Genomic DNA, 19,291 nt, shown 5'->3' with positions numbered 1-19,291 from the left:
GCAGCGGAAAAGTCCGGCTAGACTGATCCCAACATCAAGCAAATTCCGGGAGGTACTTAAGTGAAGACCGCGATCACCGAACTGTTCGGCATCGAGCACCCCATCATCCAGGGCGGCATGCATTTCGTCGGCTTTGCCGAGCTTGCCGCCGCCGTCTCGAATGCCGGCGGACTCGGCATCATCACGGGCCTCACGCAGAAGACGCCGGAGCTGCTCGCCAAGGAGATCGCGCGCTGCCGCGACATGACCGACAAGCCGTTCGGCGTGAACCTCACCTTCCTGCCGACGTTCGCGGCGCCGCCCTATCCGGAATATATCGCCGCCATCGTGGAGGGCGGCATCAAGGCGGTGGAGACCGCTGGCCGCAGCCCCGAACAGTACATGCCGGCGCTGAAGGCGGCCGACATCAAGGTGATCCACAAATGCACCTCGGTGCGCCACTCGCTGAAGGCCGAGCGCATCGGCTGTGATGCCGTCAGCGTCGACGGCTTCGAGTGCGGCGGCCATCCCGGCGAGGACGACATTCCGAACATGATCCTGCTGCCGCGCGCGGCGGAGGAGTTGAAGATCCCGTTCGTTGCCTCCGGCGGGATGGCCGACGGGCGCAGCCTCGTCGCGGCACTGTCGCTGGGCGCCGCCGGCATGAACATGGGCACGCGCTTCATCGCAACCAGGGAAGCCCCGGTGCATCAGAACGTGAAAGACGCGCTGGTCGCCGCTACCGAGCTCGACACCCGCCTGATCATGCGCGCGCTGCGCAACACCGAGCGCGTGCTGAAGAACGCCAATGTCGATCGCCTGCTCGAGATCGAGCGCGAGAAGGGCGCCAAGCTGACCATCGACGACATCCATGACCAGGTCGCCGGCGTCTATCCGAAAGTCATGCTGGACGGACAGATGGACGCGGGTGCCTGGAGCTGCGGCATGGTCGCAGGGCTGATCCACGACATCCCCACCTGCAAGGAACTCATCGACCGCATCATGGGCGAGGCGGAACAGATCATCCGCAGCCGCCTGCTGGGGTTCCTGGACGGGACGGGTGCGACGCGAAAGGTCGCCTGAAACCGCCAAACTTCTTAACCACGGCGGCAATCCGCCGCTGGAAATGCGCGCGACGCCTCCTAAATAGGGGTAAATTACCCCTTAATAATTCAATTTCAGGAGGCGTCCGTGGTCCTGAAAAGCGTTCCTTTTGCAGTTGCCGTCGCCCTCGTTGTGGCGTGCGGTAGCATTGCGCGCGCTGACGACTACAAGCCTGACGAATATCTCGGTCTCGATCTCTCCAAGGCAGTCCTGTCGCCAAAGCGGCTCGGACCGGAGACGCAGTTCGCCCCGGTCGCGCTCGAAGCGAAGGGCGGCAACGAAGCGCAGGCCCGCGCCGAGCCGATGGACGTGCCCAGGAAGGTCGCTGCCGAGCGCGTGCACGTGGCCGAGCCCAAGGTCGCGCATACCACCAGGAGCCCGCAGCCGCGCGGTGCCGCCCGCGCCAAGCTCGCCCATCGTCGCGGCAATCCGCTCGACGCGCAGGCGAGGGATACCCGCATCCAGACCTGGCCCTGCCGCTCCGGCGGCATCTGCAACTGGCAGCGTTAGGCCGGAGCTGATCTCACCTAAATCGAGTGCGATGTCGCTTCACCTCTCCCCGCAAGCGGGGCGAGGGAGTGCACCTTTTTCGCCGCGCGCTCGTCATCCCCGCGTCGCAAAACCGTAGGCTCCGAGTCAAGAAACCGTCAGGGTAGCCGTCAACCGGCGCAGGCACCTTCCGTCGCGATTCGACGAAGGTCTCCTGAATGGCATCGCTCCGCGCCCAGCGCGCATGGACCCGGCGGCAATTCCTGGTCCGCTCCACCTCCAGCCTCGCCGTTGCCTCGCTCGGCACGCTCGCAAAGCCCCGCATCAGCCGTGCCGCCGACCGCCCGCAGATCGCGGGCGGCATCCAGTCCGGCGACGTTTCGGATGGCTCCGCCGTCGTTTGGGCGCGCGCCGACCGGGCCGCGCGGATGCACGTCGAATGCTCGACCGTCGAGAGCTTCAAGACCATCGTCGCATCGGCATCGCGCGACGCCTTGCCCGATGCAGACTTCACCGCAAAGCTGCAGCTCCACGACCTGCCGGCCGGGCAGGACATCTTCTATCGCGTCCGGTTCGACGATATCGCGACCGGCATCGCCGGCGAAAGCCGCATGGGTCATTTCCGCACGGCGCCGGCAGCCAACCGGTCGATCTCGTTCGTGTGGTCCGGTGACGTCGCGGGGCAGGGCTGGGGCATCGACATTTCGCGCGGCGGCTATCGCAGCTATCGCACCATGCTGGACAACCGCCCCGACTTCTTCATCCATTCCGGCGACCACATCTACGCCGACTGCGCGATTCCATCGGAGCAGAAGCTCCCGAACGGCGAGACCTGGCGCAACATCGTCACGGATGAGAAGGCCGAGGTCGCGCATACGCTGACGCAGTTCCGGGGCAATTACAAATACAACCATCTCGATGAACATTTCCGCGCGTTCCACGCGGAGGTGCCGATGCTTGCGCAATGGGATGACCACGAGGTCACCAACGATTGGTCGCCGGCCGGCAGCTACGACGATGCGGGCTTCGAGGACGACGGCACGCCGCGCCTGATCGCGCGCGCCCGCCGCGCCTTCTTCGACTTCATGCCGATCCGCGACATCGGTGCGCGGCAGGGCCGGGTCTATCGCAGGATCGCCTATGGTCCGCTGCTCGACGTCTTCATGATCGACATGCGCAGCTATCGCGACGACAGCTGGAACAAGGGCAACGATCATCGCGGCTGGGTTCTCGGCGCCGAGCAGCTCGCCTGGCTGAAGCGCGAGCTCTCCGTCTCGCGCGCGACCTGGAAGGTGATCGCGGCGGACCTGCCGATCGGCCTCGTCAGCCTCGACGCCGTCGCGCTCGGCAATGGGGCGCCCGACCGGCGCGAGCACGAGATCGCCGATCTGCTGTCGTCCATCAAGCGCGCGGGCGTGCGCAACATCGTCTGGCTCACCGCCGACATGCACTACACGGCCGCGCACTACTACGATCCGAACAAGGCGCAGTTCCAGGATTTCGAGCCGTTCTGGGAGTTCGTCTCAGGCCCGCTTCATGCCGGCACCTGGGGCCCGGGCGAGCTCGACAATACGTTCGGTCCGGTCGCGATGTACCAGAGCGGCTGCAGCGAGGCGCAGGGCGAGAACCTCGCGCCGTGCTTCGGCCTGCAATTCTTCGGCCGCGTCGACATCGATGGCGCGAGCGGCGTCATGACCGTGACGTTGAAGGATGTCGACAACCGCGACCTCTGGTCCGTCGACATCGTGCCGCAGCCGCAGCCGCGCCCGGCCGTGGTGGCGCAGCACTCGTGAGAGCCCCTGTCGTCGTGCCCGGGCTTGTCCCGGGCATCCACGTTCTTTGCGCCGCGCAGCAAGGCGCGGATGGCCGGGACAAGCCCGGCCATGACGTCGGGGATGCATGGTGCACCCCAAAGCTAACTCGATCTTGATTGGCCGCTTCTGCCCCTTCCGCGCTATATTGGCCGTTCCCGCCACCTCTTTTCCATCACCGAAGAGTTTGTCCCCGCGGCCTCACCGCGCGTCCGGCGGGTTGAATGACGTCAGGAGTTTACTTATGGACAATCTGAAGACACAGGGCATCAGCATGCCCAAGCTCGGCCTCGGCACTTTCCGCATGCAGGGCGATGCCTGCCGGGCGGCGGTCGAAAGCGCGCTCGCGATCGGCTATCGCCACATCGACACCGCCGAGATGTACGCCAATGAAGAGGCGATCGGCGCCGCGCTCGCCGCGGCCCGGCTGCCGCGGGGCGAGCTGCACGTCACGACCAAGGTCTGGCACGAGAATCTTTCGCCGGACGCCATCCGCCGTGCCTTCGACGCCAGCCTGACCAAGCTGCGGCTCGACCATGTCGATCTCTATCTGGTGCACTGGCCGTCTAAGTCGGCGAACTGGGGTGCGGTGTTCGAGACCTTGATGAAGCTGAAGGAGGAGGGGCGTACGCGGGCCATCGGCGTTGCGAATTTCACCACGGCGCTGCTCAAGATCGCCGTCGAGGACGTCAAGGCGCCGATCGCCTGCAACCAGATCGAATATCACGCCATGCTCGATCAATCGAAGGTGCTGGCCTATCTCAACGCGAAGTCGATTCCGCTGGTCGCCTATTGCCCGCTCGCGCAGGGGCGCATTGCTTCGGATCCCGTGCTGGCCGAGATCGGCGCCAAGCACAATGCAACGGCCGCGCAGGTCGCGCTGAAATGGCTGCTCGACCAGAACGGCGTCGCGGCGATCCCGAAGGCGTCGCGCCGCGAGAGCCAGCAGGCCAATCTCGATGCGCTCAAGATCACGCTCGACGATGCCGATCGCAAAAAGATCGCCGCGCTGCCCAAGGACAGGCGCTGCGTCAATCCGGGCTTCGCGCCGGCGTGGGATTAATCAAAGGCGTATCGCAAACGCAAAGAAATGGCCCCGCGAGGGGCCATTTCCGTGCTGCGTTGCGCATTAGTCCCAGTGGTGACGATGGCCGCGCTTGACCACGACGACCCGATCGCCGTGATGACGCCAGCCACGATGCCAGCCGTGGTCACGATGCATGCCGTACTCGGCACGCGCGCCATACGGGCCGTGGTGATGACCGCGCTTGATCACGACCGTCTCCGCGCTGGCGAGCGTAGGCGCCGCGATCGCGAGAGCGCCGAGGGCCGCAACCACATAACCAAGCTTCTTCATGATGTCCTCCTCCAATCGAATGCCAATCTAAACGGCGCATTCGCGTGAACGTTCCGGAGGAGTCGCAGGAGAATTCTGAACGCCTGTTCAGACAGAGTGCGGTGTGACCATGCGCGACTGAATCTTCGCAAGATCGCGCGCAAATCACGGTCTTTAATCGCAGCGTTGCTGCGCCGGTGTCGGCGCGCCGGTCGCGACGTACTTGCCGTCCCTGATCGTGTACTCGCCGCGATCGCTGCGATTGTAGATCGCGCGCAGGCTGCCGTCCTTCAGGAGCAGCAGCCCGAACTCGCGGGTCTGATGCAGCGAGGGGAAGTACACCATCACATTGAGCAGGCCTTCGGCATTGATGGTGGCGGACACCACCTCGTTCTCGTCCCTGGCGTCGCCAAAATTACGCCGGTACATCACCCTTCCGTCCTTCCGGATTTCGTAAGTCAGCAGCGCGCCCTTGTCGCGGTCGGGCCGCGCCGCGCAATCGACCGCCCATGAGCCGAGCAGGCCCCATTGCTCGACAGTCGCCGCAAGCGTCTCCGCGCGCGCCGAAGGCACCAAGGCAACCCATAGCAATACAACCGTGGTCCAGCGGCTCAAACAACGCGTCATGTCCTGAAAAGCCCCGCCTCGAAGAATTCCAAAGTGTAGCATCCCGCCGGCGTCCGTCCACGGCCGCCGCCGATCGCGCGCGAATTTGATCCGCGTCAATGAGGCCGGGCCTGGCAGGGGTAGGATGGCCGCTCCGAAGGCGAACGTGGATAGACCAATGCTGAATCAAGTCATGGATTTTGCGGGCGAGGTGCTGCCGGGAAGCTGTGCCGTGCCGCCCTATTCGGAGACCGCGTTTCTGGCCGAGCTGGGCGACCGCCTGAGATCCTCGCGCACCCGCTGCGACCTGTCGCGCCGGGAGCTCGCCCGCCGCTCCGGGATCTCCGAGCGCTACATCGCCCAGATCGAGGCCGGCAAGGGCAACGTCTCGATCGTGCTGCTGCTGCGGCTGGCGTCCGCGATCCACAGCAGCCAGCCCCAGGCGGCTTGACGCTGCGAGGTGACCGTCATGGGGCAGCTCGTACTCGCGGCCAAGGTCACTCACGTTCCATCATTGATGCTGTCGGAGCAGCCCGGCAGCCCGTTGCGTGCGGCGCGCCAGGCTGCCGTCGCGTCTCTGCGCGAGCTCGGGCGGCGGGCGAAAGAGCGCGGCGTCACCAGCTTCGTGGTGTTCGATACCCACTGGCTCTCGAATTTCGGCTATCACATCAACGCCAATGCGCGGCATCGCGGCTCGTTCACCAGTCACGAGGCGCCGCAGATGATCCAGGATCTCAGCTACGATCTGCCGGGCGATACGTGCCTCGCCCAGGCCATCGCGGGCAGGGCGGCGGATACCGGTCTCAACGTCATCGCCCATGAGGTGGCGAGCCTAGGGCTCGAATACGGCACCATCGTCCCGATGCATTACATGAATCCGGACGGCTTCGCGAAGGTCGTCTCGGTCGCCTCGCCGCTGTTCACCTCGTTCGAGGAGAGCCGGATTCTCGGCGAAGCGACCCGCCGCGCTATCGACCAATCCGGCGAACGGGTCGCGATTCTCGCCAGTGGTTCGCTCTCGCACCGGCTCTGGCCGAACAAGAAGCTTGGTCCGGAGGCGTGGACGTCGGTGGCCAGCGAATTCAATCGCCAGGTCGATTTGCGCGTGCTTGAGCTGTGGCAAGGCCGCCGCTACCGCGAATTCCTCGACATGCTCCCGGACTACGCCACCAAGTGCAACGGCGAGGGCGGCATGGCCGACACCATCATGCTGTTCGCGGCGCTCGGCTGGACCGACTACAGCGGCCCGGCTGAGCAGCTCTGCGACTATTTTCCGTCGTCCGGCAGCGGTCAGGTCAACGTGGAATTCCACGTCGAGGCCTGAGGCGCGATCAGGCCCGCTTCTCGACATTGGCGCTGCGGGCCGGCACGCCGAACTCCTTGCGGCACACTTCGGCCAGCACGGCGACGCCTTCGCGGATCTGCTGATGCGTCGGGCTCGCAAAGCAGAGCCTGAGGCGCGAGCTCGAATGGCTCTTGCTGGTCGACCATTCCGGTCCCGGATTGATCGAGACGCCGGCGGCGAGCGCGGCCTGATAGAGCTTGAGCGTATCGACCTGGTCGGGCAGCTTGACCCACAGGAAGATGCCGCCCTTGGGCTCCTCGAACTCCGCCGCCGTTCCGAACTGCTCGTTGAGCGCTTCCATCAGCGTGTCGAGCTTGGTGCGCAGCGTCTTCGTCAGCGCCGGCACGTGGGTCGCAAAATGCGGCTTGCAATAGGCCGCCAGCACCATCTGCTCCAGGGCGCCGGAGCCGGCATCCGTCTTCAGCGACAGCATCCGCGACATCACATCCCAGGGCGCGACGATGAAGCCGACGCGCAGCGCCGGCGCGATCGACTTCGAGAACGAGCCGATATGGATCACGCCGCCGCTCGGGCTCATCGCATGGATCGCGGGCGGTCGGTGTCCGGACCAGACCAGATCGGCATAGCAATCGTCCTCGAAGATCGGCACGCCGTATTCGCTCGCCAGCCGCACCAGCTCGGCGCGGCGGCTCTCCGGCATGATGCTGCCGGTCGGGTTCTGCACCGTCGGGATGGTGTAGATGTATTTCGGACGGATGCCGCGGCTCTTCAGGTCGGCGAGCGTCGAGGCCAGCACGTCCATGCGCATGCCGTCGCTGTCGAGGGGGATGCCGACCACGTTGACGCTAAGCCGGGTGAGGCGGTTCAGCGAGCCCTGATAGCTGTCCTGCTCGAAGATCACGGTGTCGCCGCGCGTCAGCAGCGTGTTGTTGACGAGGTCGAGCGCCTGCAGCGAGCCGGAGACGATCAGGAGATCGTCGACCGTGCAGTTGATCCCGGCGTCCCGCTTCAGCTTGGTCACGAGGAATTCCCGCAGGGGAAGGTAGCCCTGCGGCCCATGCGCCAGCCCGTAAGTGGCGAGCGAGCGGCCCTCGCGCCGCAAAACAATGTTGGTGGCCTCGATCAGCTCGTCGAGCGGCACCTGCTCGGAATCATTGTTGCCGCCGACGAAGCTGTATTTGGCCAGGCCCGTCCAGCGCGCAGTCGGGGCCGGCAGCCCCGCGGGAAACAGGGGGGCGAAATCGAAGCTGGACGTCATGGGAGCTTTCCTCGTTTTGTTCTTGTCGAGCGGCCGGCTTTGCACCGGCCTTGCGTCTTGGGGCCGTCCGGGGTGGACGGTCCTATTTCCTTCCGGCCGTCCGGGTCGGACGGCCCTGGCTGATGAAAGCGTAATGCGCATTGGCGACGCCGCCAACCATCAAGGCTTCGACCACCGGTTCGGAGATGTCGCCGGTTGCGGCCCAGTCGACGATGAAATTGGCTCCGGTGCCGCCGCGCACGTCGTCGGTCGGGACGAAGATCGAGACGGTGGCGAGCGGCTTCAAGGCCACCGGCGCCTTCAGATAGCTCTCGACCTGCTTGCCTGAGGTGTCGAAATAGGCGATGCGTTTGACCACCAGTGGCTGGGTCTCGGAGGCGTTGTGGACGCTCAATGTCACCGAGAAATCGACGCGCAGCTTGCCCTGGCTCATCGCAACGCTGGAATAGGCCGGCACGTAGAACCCGCCGGACACCGCGAGTTCCTCTTTCGGCAGTGCGGTGAGCGAATCGGCAAAGTTTTGTTCGATATTGACCTTGGATTGCGCGGCTGCGGGCGCGGCACAGGCAAGGGGACATAGCAGCAATGCTGCGAACAGCCCCTTCCGCATGTGACGAATTGCTCGCTTGCCGCGCCGCAACCCGCCTCTAGGGTGCGGCGAAACGGACCAATTTGGTATGCACGAGCTCATTCGCGACATCACTCTCTGTATTCTGTTTGCCTGGATGCTGGGCCTGCTCGCCCATTTTTCCCGGCAGCCGCTGATCCTGGCCTACCTTATCGCCGGCTTTTGCATAGGTCCATTCGGTGCCGGCTGGGTCCATTCGCAGGAATCGATCAGCGTCATCTCCGAGCTCGGCCTGATCTTCATGCTGTTCATGATCGGGCTCGAGATCGACCTGAAGAAGATCGTGCGGGCGGGCAAGGTGATCCTGTTCGCGGCCGGCGGCCAATTGCTCGGCGGCTGCCTGCTCGGGGTGCTGTTCTTCGTCGGCATCGGCCTGTCGCTCGGCGGCGGGCACTTCGACGCCGTCTATCTCTGCGTCGCCTGCGCGCTGTCGAGCACGGTCATCATCGTCAAGGTGCTCTACGAGAAGCGCGAGCTCGACACGCTGCCGGGCCGCATCACCCTCGGCGTGCTGGTGCTCCAGGACATCTTCGCCATCCTGTTCCTGGCGGTGCAGCCGAGCCTTGCCAATCTGGAAGTCACCGTCATCCTGCTGTCCATCGCCCGTGTCGCGGTACTGGTCGCGGCCGCGCTGCTGGTCAGCCGCTATGTGCTGCCGCGCGTGTTTCACCAGATCGCCCGGCGGCCGGAGCTGATCCTGCTCGGCGCGCTGGCCTGGTGCTTTCTCGTCGCCGAAACCGCCGAGCGGCTGTCGCTGTCGCGCGAGATGGGCGCGCTGATCGCCGGCGTCTCGCTCTCGACCTTTCCCTACGCGCTCGACGTCACCGCCAAGGTCACCACGCTGCGCGACTTCTTCATCACCCTGTTCTTCGTCGCGCTCGGCATGACCATTCCGGTACCCGGCCTCTCCGTGATCGGGCTTGCCCTGATGATCGCGGCGTTCACGGTGGTGAGCCGCCTTGTCACCACCTTCACGCCGCTCTATTTGATGAGGCAGGGGCTGCGCGCCAGCCTGCTACCGGCCCTCAACCTGGCGCAGATCTCGGAATTCTCGCTGGTGGTGATCCAGACCGGCGTCAGCGACCACCACATCGCGGCCGAGACCGCGAATGCGGCCTCCTTTGCCTTCGTCGTGCTCGCCGTGCTCTCGACCTTCGCCATGAGCCGCAGCGACGAGATCACCCGCTGGGCGATCGGCCCGTTGAAGCGGATCGGCCTGCGCGATCTCGACCATGGCAACGGCCATGCCGAGGAGGGCCACGAGGCCGGCCATGGCGAGGCCCGCCGCATCGTCATCCTCGGCTTTTTCCGTGCGGCGAGCGCGCTGCTGGCGGAAATCGAGCGGCAGGCCCCGGTGCTGCTGGAGCAGATCACGGTGGTCGATTTCAACCCCAATGTATACCAGACGCTGGTTTCACGCGGTCTGCACGTGATCTATGGCGACATCAGCAGCGCCGACACGCTGCTCCATGCCGGCGTCGGCAAGTCCGAGATGATCATCCTCAGCGTGCCGGATTCGCTCCTGAAGGGCGCCAGCAACGAGAAGCTGGTCCGCCACGTCCGTACCCTCAATCCGACCGCCATGATCGTTGCCACGGCCGATCTCCTGTCGGATGTGGGCGAGCTCTACGCGGCGGGCGCCAGCTACGTCACGGTGACCCGGCTCAGCGATGCTCATGAGCTGTTTACCGTGATCGAAGCCGCCCAGGCCGGTCTGCTCGCCGACAAGCGCGCCGAGCTTGACCAGCGGCTCGGCGAGCGGCGCGAAGTGTTGCCCTGACGCGGCCAGCCGTCTTCCGTCCGGGGCCTGCGCGCCTATATCCCTGGTATCTTCGGTGCAAGCCTGAGGCGCGCGGGCCGGCCCGCCGTCAGGCATATGCGGTTGCGTCCAGGACACTAGCGCTTGGGCCCAAGTCCGGCTAAGGCGTCCGGCAAGCCTCCGGCCCCTAACCGATAGAGATTGGGACATGCCCGATACCGTCCAGGAAGTCTTGCAGGCCTTTGCCAGGGGCGAGCTCGTCGTCGTGACCGACGACGACGACCGCGAGGGCGAGGGCGATCTGATCGTCGCCGCCTCGCTCTGCACCGCCGAGAAGATGGCGTTCATCATCCGCCATACCTCCGGCATCGTCTGCGCCCCCGTGACTACCGAGGATGCGCGCCGGCTGCGGCTCGATCCGATGGTGGCCCACAACGATTCCGCGCACACCACCGCGTTCACGGTCTCGATCGACTACAAGCCCGACGGCGGCACCGGCATTTCCGCCGAGGAGCGCGCCTCGTGCTGCCGCGCGCTCGCCAATCCCAATGTCGGCGCCAACGATTTCGCCCGGCCCGGCCACATCTTCCCGCTGATCGCCAAGGACGGCGGCGTGCTGCTGCGCTCCGGCCATACGGAAGCCGCCGTCGATCTCTGCAAGCTCTCCGGCCTGCCGCCGGTCGGCGTCATCAGCGAGCTGATGAACGACGACGGCAGCGTGATGAAGGGCGAGCAGGTCGCGCAGTTCGCTGCCAGGCACAAGCTCAAGCACGTGACCATCGCGGACATGATCGCCTACCGCCAGGCGCGCGAGAAGCTGATCGAGCGGGTCTCGACCTTCGTCACCGAGAGCCCGATCGGACCCCTGCAGGGCTATGCCTACCGCTCGCCGTTCGATTCCATCGCCCACGTCGCCTTCGTCTATAACGGCGTCGGCGACGGCAAGAACGTGCTGACGCGCTTCCACAAGCCGAACATCGTCAAGGACACCTTCACCGGCCACAAGCGCATGGCCGCCGTGCTCGAGCATTTCAGGAAAACCGGTCGCGGCGTCCTGGTCTATTTGCGCGACGGCGCCGCCGGCGTGCCGGTGTCCCCGCTTCCGGACGAGTCGTCTACGGAAGCCGACCGCAACCGCCAGTGGCGCGAGATCGGCGTCGGCGCGCAGATCCTGCGCGATCTCGGCGTCACCTCGATCCGGCACCTCACCTCCTCGGTGCACGACTACAAGGGCCTGTCCGGCTTCGGCATCGAGATCGTCGCCAACGAGCAACTCGAGATCTGACCGCATTGTCGTTCCGGGATGGCGCTGAAAGCGCCAGACCCGGAAGCTCGAGGTTGTGGACCCAGAAATTCCGGGGTCGCGCCGGGTGCGCGATCCGGAACGACTGAAACCAGGATGCAATTGCACTTGTTGCCGCGGCGCTTTAATTTGTCGGGCAATTTTTAGACGGAACCAGACGCGAAAGGACGTTTCATGAGCGTGCGCCCTCAGACCAAGGACAAGCCGGCTGCGGCTTCCTTCCAGTGGGACGATCCGTTCCTGCTCGACGAGCAACTGACCGAAGACGAGCGCATGGTGCGCGACACCGCGCGCGCCTATGCCCAGGACAAGCTGCTGCCGCGCGTCACCAAGGCCTATCTCGAAGAGAAGACCGACCGCGAGATATTCAACGAGATGGGCGAGCTCGGCCTGATCGGCATCACGCTGCCCGAGGAATATGGTTGCGCCAATGCGAGCTACGTCGCCTATGGCCTCGTCGCGCGCGAGATCGAGCGGGTCGATTCCGGCTATCGTTCGATGAACTCGGTGCAGTCCTCGCTGGTGATGTATCCGATCTATGCCTATGGCGACGAGAACCAGCGCAAGAAGTACCTGCCGAAGCTCGCCAGCGGCGAGTGGGTCGGCTGCTTCGGCCTGACCGAGCCCGACGCCGGCTCCGACCCGGCCGGCATGAAGACCCGCGCCGAGAAGGTCTCGGACGGCTATCGCCTCACCGGCAGCAAGATGTGGATCTCGAATGCGCCGATCGCCGACGTGTTCGTGGTCTGGGCCAAATCGGCTGAGCACGACAACCAGATCCGCGGCTTCGTGCTGGAGAAGGGCATGAAGGGCCTGTCCGCGCCGAAGATCGGCGGCAAGCTCTCGCTGCGCGCCTCGATTACGGGCGAGGTCGTGATGGACGGCGTCGTGGTCCCCGAGAGCGCGCTGCTGCCCAACGTCTCCGGCCTCAAGGGCCCGTTCGGCTGCCTCAACCGTGCCCGCTACGGCATCTCCTGGGGCGCGCTCGGCGCTGCCGAGGACTGCATGCATCGCGCCCGCCAGTACACGCTCGACCGCAAGCAGTTCGGCAAGCCGCTTGCCGCGACCCAGCTGGTGCAGAAGAAGCTCGCCGACATGGAGACCGAAATCGCGCTCGGCCTGCAGGGCTCGCTTCGCGTCGGCCGCCTGATGGACGAGGGCAAGTTCGCGCCCGAGATGATCTCGATCATGAAGCGCAACAATTGCGGCAAGGCGCTCGACATCGCCCGCGTCGCCCGCGACATGCACGGCGGTAACGGCATCTCGGCCGAGTACCACGTGATGCGCCACGTCCATAACCTCGAGACAGTCAACACCTACGAGGGCACCCACGACGTCCACGCCCTGATCCTCGGCCGCGCCATCACGGGCATCCAGGCGTTTTTCTGAGCGCTTGAGAATACGAGGCAGGAGGACTCTCCTACGTCATGGCCGGGCAAAAGCGCGAAGCGCGTCTTCGCGCTAGATGTCCCGGCCATCGACGTCTTAGGCCACGCGAAGAACGTGGATGCCCGGCACAAGGCCGGGCATGACGAAGTCAGCAAGGTACGAGCAAGCCATGTCCGACAACGACGACGTCCCGTTCAATCGCAACTTTCCGCTCAAGCCTGGAATCGTCGAGGAAGTCCGTCCCGGCGTGCGGCGCGTGCTCTGTAACAATCCGAGCCCGTTCACCTTCACCGGCACGGTCAGCTACATCGTAGGCCGAGGCAACGTCGCGATCATCGATCCCGGTCCTGACGATGCGGCGCATGCGGCCGCGCTGCTCGAGGCCGTGCGCGGCGAGACCGTGACGCATATCTTCGTCACCCACACCCACCGCGACCATTCGCCGAACACGGCGCGGATCAAGCAGGCGACCGGTGCGCCGGTTTATGCCGAAGGCCCGCACCGCGCCTCGCGCCCGCGCTTCGAGAGCGAGAAGCACAATCCGGAATCCGGCGCCGACCGCGATTTCGCGCCCGACATCAGGATTGCCCATGGCGACGTCGTCGAGGGCGACGGCTGGCGTCTGGAGGCGGTGGCGACGCCCGGCCACACCGCCAACCATCTCGCCTTCGCCTGGCCGGAGCGGAAGTTCAACTTCGTCGGCGATCACGTCATGGGCTGGTCGACCTCGATCGTCGCGCCGCCCGACGGCTCGATGATCGACTACATGGAGTCGCTGGATCGTCTCGCCGCACGCGAGGAGGATCTCTATTTCTCCGGCCACGGCCCCGAGATCCCGGACGGCCCGCGCTTCGTGCGCTTCCTGATCCGGCACCGCAAGGCGCGCGAGGCCTCGATCCTGCATCGCCTCGCCAAGGGCGAGACCGACATCCCGACCATGGTGCGCGCGATCTATATCGGCATCGACCCGCGCCTGACGACGGCCGCAGGCTATTCCGTGCTGGCGCATCTGGAGGACCTCGTCGCGCGCGGCGTGGTGGCGACGGATGGCGATCCCGTGATCACGGGCACCTACAGGATGGCAGGCTAGGCCCTGTCGTCATTCCGGGGCTCGCGAAGCGAGAACCCTGACTCTCGCGCTATACGATATCGAGATCCCGGGTTCGCCGCTCTGTGGCGCCCCCGCGATGACGCCAGCGCGTCACTTCTTCACCGTCTTCGCAGGTGCCTTCGGCGGCGCCACCGGGGTCTTCTTCACCGGCTTGAGCGCATCGGCATCTGCGGCGGTGTTGAGGTCGTCGATAAATTTCGTCACGCGCGCGGCATTGCTGCCGAGGTCGCTGTCGAAATAGCGCGAGGCGGAACGGATATCGACGCGGGAATCCTCGCCGTCCGGCACGACCCTGATGGAAATGTCCTCGCGCAGACCCATGATCGGCGTGCGGGCCACCGCCTCGATGCGGCCGATGCGGCGCGGCGGCTGCGGCGCGCGCTCGTCGATGACGAGCCATTTGCGCTTGTTGACCAGTTGAAGCGCGATCGCATAGGCGCGATCGACCGGGATCTCGAGCTCGATCGGTTCGATGTCGGGATAGAAGTGGCGCTGCTGCTCGGCCGAATAGAGGCCGGCATAGACGGCGCTGTTGGCGCCGTCGCCGGTGCGCAGGCGGGCGAGGGCGTCGAAGCGCGGCGGGTCGATCGGGTCGGTGGTGATGTCGTGGATCGCCGGCAGCTTGCGGTATTGCAGGGCGAGATAGGCGGGGTAGGCGAGGATCGCGCCATCGATCAGGAAGGCGAGCAGAATGCGCGCCATGCCGCGCGAGCCGTTCTGCCAGATCGCGGCGAAGCCGGCGAGGCCGAACAGGATGGAGAGCCCGGCGATCGCAAGGCCGCCGAAGAAGGTGACGAGGGCAGGCTTCGGCTCAAGGAAGCCGAAACGAACGACGAGGATCGACACCAGGACGGCCACCACCGCGAACACGGCGAGATTGCGCGCCCAGCTGGCGAGGCTGGACACGGGCTCCGTCTGGTAGGGAGCGGAAAACCTGCGGGCCATGCTGTTCCATCACCGGTGTGAGTCGCCGGGCGAGGGGACGGGCGACGGGAGCAAGCTGACCTAGCGCATTTTCCGCAGCGCTGTGAAGCGGTTTATCCCGGTTCTGAGCCGGTGAAAGTCCGGGGACATGGCGGTCGAACCAACCGCCCGCGACGCGCCACATAGGTGTGTATTGCGGTTCGCGGGGAAGGCCATGGAGAAGCCCGGGAAGGCCGGCAAGGAAGGTCGTGCGAAGGATGGCGGCGCGGCCCTGCCGCGACGGCTGTTTCTGCTCCGGTTGACGATCCTTGTCGCGTTTTCGATCGGGCTCGCGATGTCTCCGGGACTATGGATAGGGCCCCGGTCCTATCCCGAGGTGCCGGTCTGGTCGCTGCTGCCGCCGATCGAGGGTGCCGTGGCGGCCGCGCTCTATGGCGCACTGTTCGTGCTGGCCGGGATTGCCGCGATCGTTCCGCGCGCGCGCTGGCCGATCGCGGGCTTCCTCGCCGTCATCGTCGCGTTCTGTCTTGCCGACCAGACGCGGTGGCAGCCGTGGGTGTTTCAATACAGCTTCCTGCTCGCGGTCGTCGGGCTCGCGCGCGATGATCGCGCTGCGCTGGCCGACGATCTCCAGACGCTGAACATGGCCCGCCTGGTCATCGCCTTCACCTACGTCTTCTCCGGGCTGCAGAAGGCCAACCTCAACTTCATGGAGAACGAGTTCTCCTGGATTATCACGCCGATCACCAGCCTGCTCCCGTCGATGGCCACCCCTCTCGATGCCCTCGGCTTTCTGGTCCCCTTCGTTCAGGTGGCGTTTGGCCTCGGTCTGCTGACCCGGCGCTTCCGTCGCGCCTCGCTCGCGGCCGCGGTTGGCATGCACATCTTCATCCTGGCGATGTTCGGTCCGTTGGGCTTGAACTGGAACGACATCGTCTGGCCCTGGACCGCGGCCATGGCGCTGTTCGACGTGCTGCTGTTTTCGGGGCGCGATGACTTCACCTGGCTCGACATCGTCTGGAACGTGCGCGACCTTCGCCATGGCGCGGCGATGGCGCTGTTCGTCGTGCTGCCGGCGCTGAGTTTCTTCAATCTCTGGGATTCCTATCTGTCCTCGGCGCTCTATTCCGGCAATCTCACCGAGGCGCAGATCTATCTCAGCGACCTCGGTGCGGCCTCGACGCCGGACGGCGTCCGTCGGTATCTGGTCCATACTTCGGAGAACACCAACGTGCTCAATCTGCAGCGCTGGGCGATCGCGGATCTCAACGTGACGCCCTATGCGGAGACGCGCGTGTTCAAGACCATTGCCGGAGATCTTTGCCACGCCCTGGGCGATCGCAACCAGCTCGTGCTTGTGGTGAAGGAGCAGCGCCTGTTCTTCAGCCGCCCCGAGATCGGCTTTCGCTGTTCGCAATTGTAAGCGGCCCAAAAACAATGCGGCCCCGCGAGGGGCCGCATTGCCGACGTCGTTGCGGTGTGGGGCTCAAGCCGCCGCGTTTGGGAAGCGGTAATCCTTGAACTGGTCGCGCAGCGCCGTCTTCAGGATCTTGCCGGTCGCCGTATGCGGGATGCCGTCGACGAAAGCCACGTCGTCGGGCATCCACCATTTGGCGATCTTGCCGTCCATGTATTTCAGGATGTCCTCGCGGCTGGCCTGCTGGCCCTGCTTGAGCTGCACGATCAGCAGCGGCCGCTCGTCCCATTTGGGGTGGAACACGCCGATCACGGCGGCTTCCGCCACGGCGGGATGGCCGACCGCGAGGTTTTCGAGGTCGATCGAGGAGATCCACTCGCCGCCGGACTTGATCACGTCCTTGGAGCGGTCGGTGATCCGCATGTAGCCGTCCTCGTCGATGGTCGAGACGTCGCCGGTGTCGAAGAAGCCTTCCTCGTCGAGGATGTTGGCGTCCACGCGGTAATAGGCCTTGGCGACGGCAGGCCCTGAAACCTTGAGGCGGCCGAAGGTCTTGCCGTCCCAGGGCAGTTCCTTGCCGGCATCGTCGGTGATCTTCATCTCCACCGCGAAGGGCGCATAGCCCTGCATCTGCAGCACGTCGAGCCTGGCGTCGCCGGTCGCGTTCTGGAACGGCGGCTTCAGTGCCGCGACGCTGCCGATCGGGCTCATCTCGGTCATGCCCCAGGCGTGGCGGACGTTCGCGCCCATGTCGAGGAAGGCCTTGATCATCGAGCGTGGCATCGCCGAGCCGCCGCAGATCACCATCTTCAGGTCCGGCAGCTTCAGATTGTTGGCGGTCATGTGCTGCAGCAGCATCAGCCACACCGTGGGCACGCCGGCGGTATGCGTCACCTTCTCGGTCGAGAGCAGCTCGTAGACCGAGGCGCCGTCGAGCTTGGCGCCCGGCATGACCAGCTTGGTGCCCTGCGAGGGCGCGGAGAAAGCGATGCCCCAGCTGTTGGCGTGGAACAGCGGCACCACCGGCAGCATTGTCTCGGAGGCGCTGGTGCCGAGCGCGTCGACATTGTTGGCCATCAGCGCGTGCAGCACGTTGGAGCGATGCGAGTACAGCACACCCTTCGGATCGCCCGTGGTGCCGGAGGTGTAGCACATCGCGGCTGCCGTGTTCTCGTCAAAGTCCTTCCATTTGAAATTGCCGTCGGCCTGGGCGATCCAGTCCTCGTAGGCCATCGCATTCTTCAGCGTGGTCTGCGGCATATGCGCCTTGTCGGTGAGCACGATGAAGCGCTCCACGCTCGGCAGCTTGTCGGCGATCTTCTCCAGGATCGGAACGAAGGTGATGTCGGTCATCACGATGCGGTCCTGCGCATGGTTGATGATCCAGGCGATCTGCTCGGGGAAAAGGCGGGGATTGACGGTATGGCAGATGGCGCCGATGCCCATGATGCCGTACCACACCTCCAGATGGCGCCAGGTGTTCCAGGCGATCGTGGCGACGCGGTCGCCGAGCTTGATGCCGTCGCGCTCCAGCATCTGGGAGACCTTGAGCGAGCGCTTGTGGATCTCGGCATAGGTGGTGCGATGGATCGGTCCCTCGACCGATCGGGTGACGACCTCCTGCTTGCCATGAATCCTGGCGGCGTGTTCGATGATCCGGTGGCAGAGCAGGGGCCAATCTTGCATCAAACCAAGCATTCCGACGTTCCTCCGAGAAGTCGCTGGGCGCGTTATCGCTCTCAGCGTTGGGCCAAAGAATTGTCATGAGTTTTAGCCTGCCGGACTTTCGCCGCAAATGGTCTTGTCGCGGCTATATGTCCGCCCGCGCGGCAATGGTTACCGTCGCGCTGGGGCTGTCGCTTGTGCTCGCCGAGAGGGCAGAGGCGCGAAAATATGCTGCGCCGCTCGATATCTTTGGTCTTGGAGCACCGCCGAGGCCGCGCGCAGCAGCTCATTCCAGCAAGATACCGCTACCAAAGCCCCGTCCGGAGGAAGCCCCCAAAGCAACCGACGAGGCCGCGCCCGAGACCGACGGCAAGCCTGCTCCCGACAAGCCGAGCGGCAAGCCCGCCGAGGCCGCGCCGCCGCCCGAGAAGCAGCTCTCGGCCTGCCGCCTCGCGCTGACCGAGGAGATCGCGGTCGCGCCCTCCATTCCCGATATCCGCGGCCCCGGCGCCTGCGGCGGCGAGGATCTGGTGCGGCTCGAGGCCATCGTGCTGCCGGACAAGCGCAAGGTGGCGGTGAAGCCGGCGGCGATCCTCCGCTGCACCATGGCCTCCGCGATCGCCGATTGGGTGCGCAAGGACATGGTGCCGCTGGCCACGAGCCTCGGCACGACCGTCAGCGATCTCGACAATTTCGACAGTTTCGAGTGCCGGGGCCGTAACCGCATCGCCGGCGCGATGCTGTCCGAGCACGGCAAGGCCAACGCCCTCGACGTCCGTGCCATCAAGCTGGCCAACGGGCAGTCGATCGGGCTCACCGACCGCACCCTGTCGCGCGAGGTGCGCGAGCGCGTGCTGCATTCGGTCTGCGCACGCTTCTCCACGGTGCTCGGCCCGGGCTCGGACTGGTACCACGAGGACCACATCCATCTCGATCTCGCCCAGCGGCGCAACGACTACCGGATCTGCCAGTGGAACGTCTGGGACCCGCTGCCGCAGGTCGCGCCGCTCTTGCCGGCGGAGCGCCCCGAGGAGGCGCCGCCGCGCGAGGTCGCGGCAAAGCCCGACGCCAAGGAAGGCGCCGACGACGAGGCGGCGGAGAAGTCCTCTTCGCCCGAGGACAAGCCGGTGTCCGGGAAGAAGGATCAGCCGCACAAGCCGGCAACAAAAAAGCGCCGGTGAAACCGGCGCTTTTGGATCTTTGGGA

18 protein-coding genes are annotated in these 19,291 nt (G+C 65.4%); 12 read left to right on the top strand and 6 right to left on the bottom strand.

What is annotated here, in order from left to right:
- Positions 1 to 60 precede the first annotated feature (60 nt).
- From A7X65_RS29135 to A7X65_RS29120, 4 genes are all read left to right on the top strand, one after another.
- The gene (locus A7X65_RS29135; protein ID WP_063691734.1) at positions 61 to 1,062 is read left to right on the top strand and encodes an NAD(P)H-dependent flavin oxidoreductase; all 1,002 of its coding nucleotides are present in this window, start codon (positions 61 to 63) and stop codon (positions 1,060 to 1,062) included.
- A gap of 108 nt (positions 1,063 to 1,170) precedes the next feature.
- A complete protein-coding gene (locus A7X65_RS29130; RefSeq protein ID WP_063691731.1) occupies positions 1,171 to 1,593 on the top strand; it encodes a hypothetical protein in 423 nt (140 codons plus the stop codon).
- A 197-nt stretch (positions 1,594 to 1,790) separates the two neighbouring features.
- Positions 1,791 to 3,365 (top strand): alkaline phosphatase D family protein, encoded by a 1,575-nt coding sequence (locus tag A7X65_RS29125; protein ID WP_063691730.1) that lies wholly within the window; start codon positions 1,791 to 1,793, stop codon positions 3,363 to 3,365.
- Positions 3,366 to 3,627: 262 nt separating this feature from the next.
- On the top strand, positions 3,628 to 4,446 hold the full coding sequence (locus A7X65_RS29120) for an aldo/keto reductase (RefSeq protein WP_063691727.1): 819 nt from the start codon (positions 3,628 to 3,630) through the stop codon (positions 4,444 to 4,446).
- Positions 4,447 to 4,512: 66 nt separating this feature from the next.
- Here the strand turns inward: A7X65_RS29120 and A7X65_RS29115 are convergent, their stop codons facing one another.
- Positions 4,513 to 4,740, bottom strand: a complete 228-nt coding sequence (locus A7X65_RS29115; RefSeq protein ID WP_063692588.1) for a hypothetical protein — start codon at positions 4,738 to 4,740, stop codon at positions 4,513 to 4,515.
- 153 nt (positions 4,741 to 4,893) lie between these two features.
- Complete coding sequence (locus A7X65_RS29110; RefSeq protein ID WP_063691725.1) at positions 4,894 to 5,346, bottom strand: hypothetical protein; 453 nt, start codon at positions 5,344 to 5,346, stop codon at positions 4,894 to 4,896.
- 157 nt (positions 5,347 to 5,503) lie between these two features.
- Between A7X65_RS29110 and A7X65_RS29105 the strand changes: the two genes are divergently transcribed.
- Complete coding sequence (locus A7X65_RS29105) at positions 5,504 to 5,776, top strand: helix-turn-helix domain-containing protein (protein WP_018648688.1); 273 nt, start codon at positions 5,504 to 5,506, stop codon at positions 5,774 to 5,776.
- 18 nt (positions 5,777 to 5,794) lie between these two features.
- Positions 5,795 to 6,649 (top strand): 3,4-dihydroxyphenylacetate 2,3-dioxygenase, encoded by an 855-nt coding sequence (gene hpaD, locus A7X65_RS29100; protein ID WP_063691723.1) that lies wholly within the window; start codon positions 5,795 to 5,797, stop codon positions 6,647 to 6,649.
- A 7-nt stretch (positions 6,650 to 6,656) separates the two neighbouring features.
- On the opposite strand, the gene A7X65_RS29095 is transcribed toward hpaD, so the two are convergent.
- Positions 6,657 to 7,889 (bottom strand): aminotransferase-like domain-containing protein, encoded by a 1,233-nt coding sequence (locus A7X65_RS29095; protein WP_063691721.1) that lies wholly within the window; start codon positions 7,887 to 7,889, stop codon positions 6,657 to 6,659.
- An 82-nt stretch (positions 7,890 to 7,971) separates the two neighbouring features.
- Positions 7,972 to 8,499 carry a DUF3124 domain-containing protein gene (locus A7X65_RS29090; protein ID WP_063691720.1) on the bottom strand — a complete coding sequence of 176 codons (528 nt, stop codon included), beginning with the start codon at positions 8,497 to 8,499 and terminating at the stop codon, positions 7,972 to 7,974.
- Between the two features lie 67 nt (positions 8,500 to 8,566).
- Here A7X65_RS29090 and A7X65_RS29085 point away from each other — a divergent pair, with 67 nt between their 5' ends.
- The 4 genes from A7X65_RS29085 (at position 8,567) to A7X65_RS29070 (ending at position 14,058) form a co-directional block, all read left to right on the top strand.
- Entirely contained in the window at positions 8,567 to 10,297 is a 1,731-nt protein-coding gene (locus A7X65_RS29085) for a cation:proton antiporter (protein ID WP_063691717.1), read from the top strand.
- Positions 10,298 to 10,484: 187 nt separating this feature from the next.
- Positions 10,485 to 11,561 (top strand): 3,4-dihydroxy-2-butanone-4-phosphate synthase, encoded by a 1,077-nt coding sequence (gene ribB, locus A7X65_RS29080; protein ID WP_063691715.1) that lies wholly within the window; start codon positions 10,485 to 10,487, stop codon positions 11,559 to 11,561.
- Positions 11,562 to 11,753: 192 nt separating this feature from the next.
- Positions 11,754 to 12,968 (top strand): acyl-CoA dehydrogenase, encoded by a 1,215-nt coding sequence (locus tag A7X65_RS29075; protein ID WP_063691712.1) that lies wholly within the window; start codon positions 11,754 to 11,756, stop codon positions 12,966 to 12,968.
- Between the two features lie 169 nt (positions 12,969 to 13,137).
- The gene (locus A7X65_RS29070; protein ID WP_063691710.1) at positions 13,138 to 14,058 is read left to right on the top strand and encodes an MBL fold metallo-hydrolase; all 921 of its coding nucleotides are present in this window, start codon (positions 13,138 to 13,140) and stop codon (positions 14,056 to 14,058) included.
- 111 nt (positions 14,059 to 14,169) lie between these two features.
- On the opposite strand, the gene A7X65_RS29065 is transcribed toward A7X65_RS29070, so the two are convergent.
- Positions 14,170 to 15,024: a DUF1499 domain-containing protein gene (locus A7X65_RS29065; RefSeq protein ID WP_063691708.1), complete on the bottom strand. Its 855-nt coding sequence runs from the start codon at positions 15,022 to 15,024 to the stop codon at positions 14,170 to 14,172.
- A gap of 193 nt (positions 15,025 to 15,217) precedes the next feature.
- Between A7X65_RS29065 and A7X65_RS29060 the strand changes: the two genes are divergently transcribed.
- Positions 15,218 to 16,426 (top strand): HTTM domain-containing protein, encoded by a 1,209-nt coding sequence (locus tag A7X65_RS29060; protein WP_063691705.1) that lies wholly within the window; start codon positions 15,218 to 15,220, stop codon positions 16,424 to 16,426.
- Between the two features lie 63 nt (positions 16,427 to 16,489).
- Here the strand turns inward: A7X65_RS29060 and A7X65_RS29055 are convergent, their stop codons facing one another.
- Positions 16,490 to 18,118: a fatty-acid--CoA ligase gene (locus tag A7X65_RS29055; RefSeq protein ID WP_063691702.1), complete on the bottom strand. Its 1,629-nt coding sequence runs from the start codon at positions 18,116 to 18,118 to the stop codon at positions 16,490 to 16,492.
- A 65-nt stretch (positions 18,119 to 18,183) separates the two neighbouring features.
- Here A7X65_RS29055 and A7X65_RS29050 point away from each other — a divergent pair, with 65 nt between their 5' ends.
- Positions 18,184 to 19,266: an extensin family protein gene (locus tag A7X65_RS29050; protein WP_063691699.1), complete on the top strand. Its 1,083-nt coding sequence runs from the start codon at positions 18,184 to 18,186 to the stop codon at positions 19,264 to 19,266.
- The last annotated feature ends 25 nt before the right edge of the window (positions 19,267 to 19,291 follow it).

The sequence above is a fragment of the Bradyrhizobium stylosanthis genome (genome assembly GCF_001641335.1).
Lineage (GTDB): Bacteria > Pseudomonadota > Alphaproteobacteria > Rhizobiales > Xanthobacteraceae > Bradyrhizobium > Bradyrhizobium stylosanthis.
The sequence above is the reverse complement of the archived record's forward strand: the minus strand, read 5'-3'. Positions and strand labels throughout refer to the sequence as shown.

What these genes read in the sequence shown, in the direction of transcription:
- A7X65_RS29050 (WP_063691699.1), top strand. Translation starts at nt 18,184, where the DNA reads ATGAGTTTTAGCCTGCCGGACTTTCGCCGCAAATGGTCTTGTCGCGGC.
- ribB (WP_063691715.1), top strand. Translation starts at nt 10,485, where the DNA reads ATGCCCGATACCGTCCAGGAAGTCTTGCAGGCCTTTGCCAGGGGCGAG.
- A7X65_RS29065 (WP_063691708.1), bottom strand. Translation starts at nt 15,024, where the DNA reads ATGGCCCGCAGGTTTTCCGCTCCCTACCAGACGGAGCCCGTGTCCAGC.
- A7X65_RS29120 (WP_063691727.1), top strand. Translation starts at nt 3,628, where the DNA reads ATGGACAATCTGAAGACACAGGGCATCAGCATGCCCAAGCTCGGCCTC.
- A7X65_RS29105 (WP_018648688.1), top strand. Translation starts at nt 5,504, where the DNA reads ATGCTGAATCAAGTCATGGATTTTGCGGGCGAGGTGCTGCCGGGAAGC.
- A7X65_RS29095 (WP_063691721.1), bottom strand. Translation starts at nt 7,889, where the DNA reads ATGACGTCCAGCTTCGATTTCGCCCCCCTGTTTCCCGCGGGGCTGCCG.
- A7X65_RS29125 (WP_063691730.1), top strand. Translation starts at nt 1,791, where the DNA reads ATGGCATCGCTCCGCGCCCAGCGCGCATGGACCCGGCGGCAATTCCTG.
- hpaD (WP_063691723.1), top strand. Translation starts at nt 5,795, where the DNA reads ATGGGGCAGCTCGTACTCGCGGCCAAGGTCACTCACGTTCCATCATTG.
- A7X65_RS29115 (WP_063692588.1), bottom strand. Translation starts at nt 4,740, where the DNA reads ATGAAGAAGCTTGGTTATGTGGTTGCGGCCCTCGGCGCTCTCGCGATC.
- A7X65_RS29055 (WP_063691702.1), bottom strand. Translation starts at nt 18,118, where the DNA reads ATGCTTGGTTTGATGCAAGATTGGCCCCTGCTCTGCCACCGGATCATC.
- A7X65_RS29070 (WP_063691710.1), top strand. Translation starts at nt 13,138, where the DNA reads ATGTCCGACAACGACGACGTCCCGTTCAATCGCAACTTTCCGCTCAAG.
- A7X65_RS29110 (WP_063691725.1), bottom strand. Translation starts at nt 5,346, where the DNA reads ATGACGCGTTGTTTGAGCCGCTGGACCACGGTTGTATTGCTATGGGTT.
- A7X65_RS29060 (WP_063691705.1), top strand. Translation starts at nt 15,218, where the DNA reads ATGGAGAAGCCCGGGAAGGCCGGCAAGGAAGGTCGTGCGAAGGATGGC.
- A7X65_RS29075 (WP_063691712.1), top strand. Translation starts at nt 11,754, where the DNA reads ATGAGCGTGCGCCCTCAGACCAAGGACAAGCCGGCTGCGGCTTCCTTC.
- A7X65_RS29085 (WP_063691717.1), top strand. Translation starts at nt 8,567, where the DNA reads ATGCACGAGCTCATTCGCGACATCACTCTCTGTATTCTGTTTGCCTGG.
- A7X65_RS29090 (WP_063691720.1), bottom strand. Translation starts at nt 8,499, where the DNA reads ATGCGGAAGGGGCTGTTCGCAGCATTGCTGCTATGTCCCCTTGCCTGT.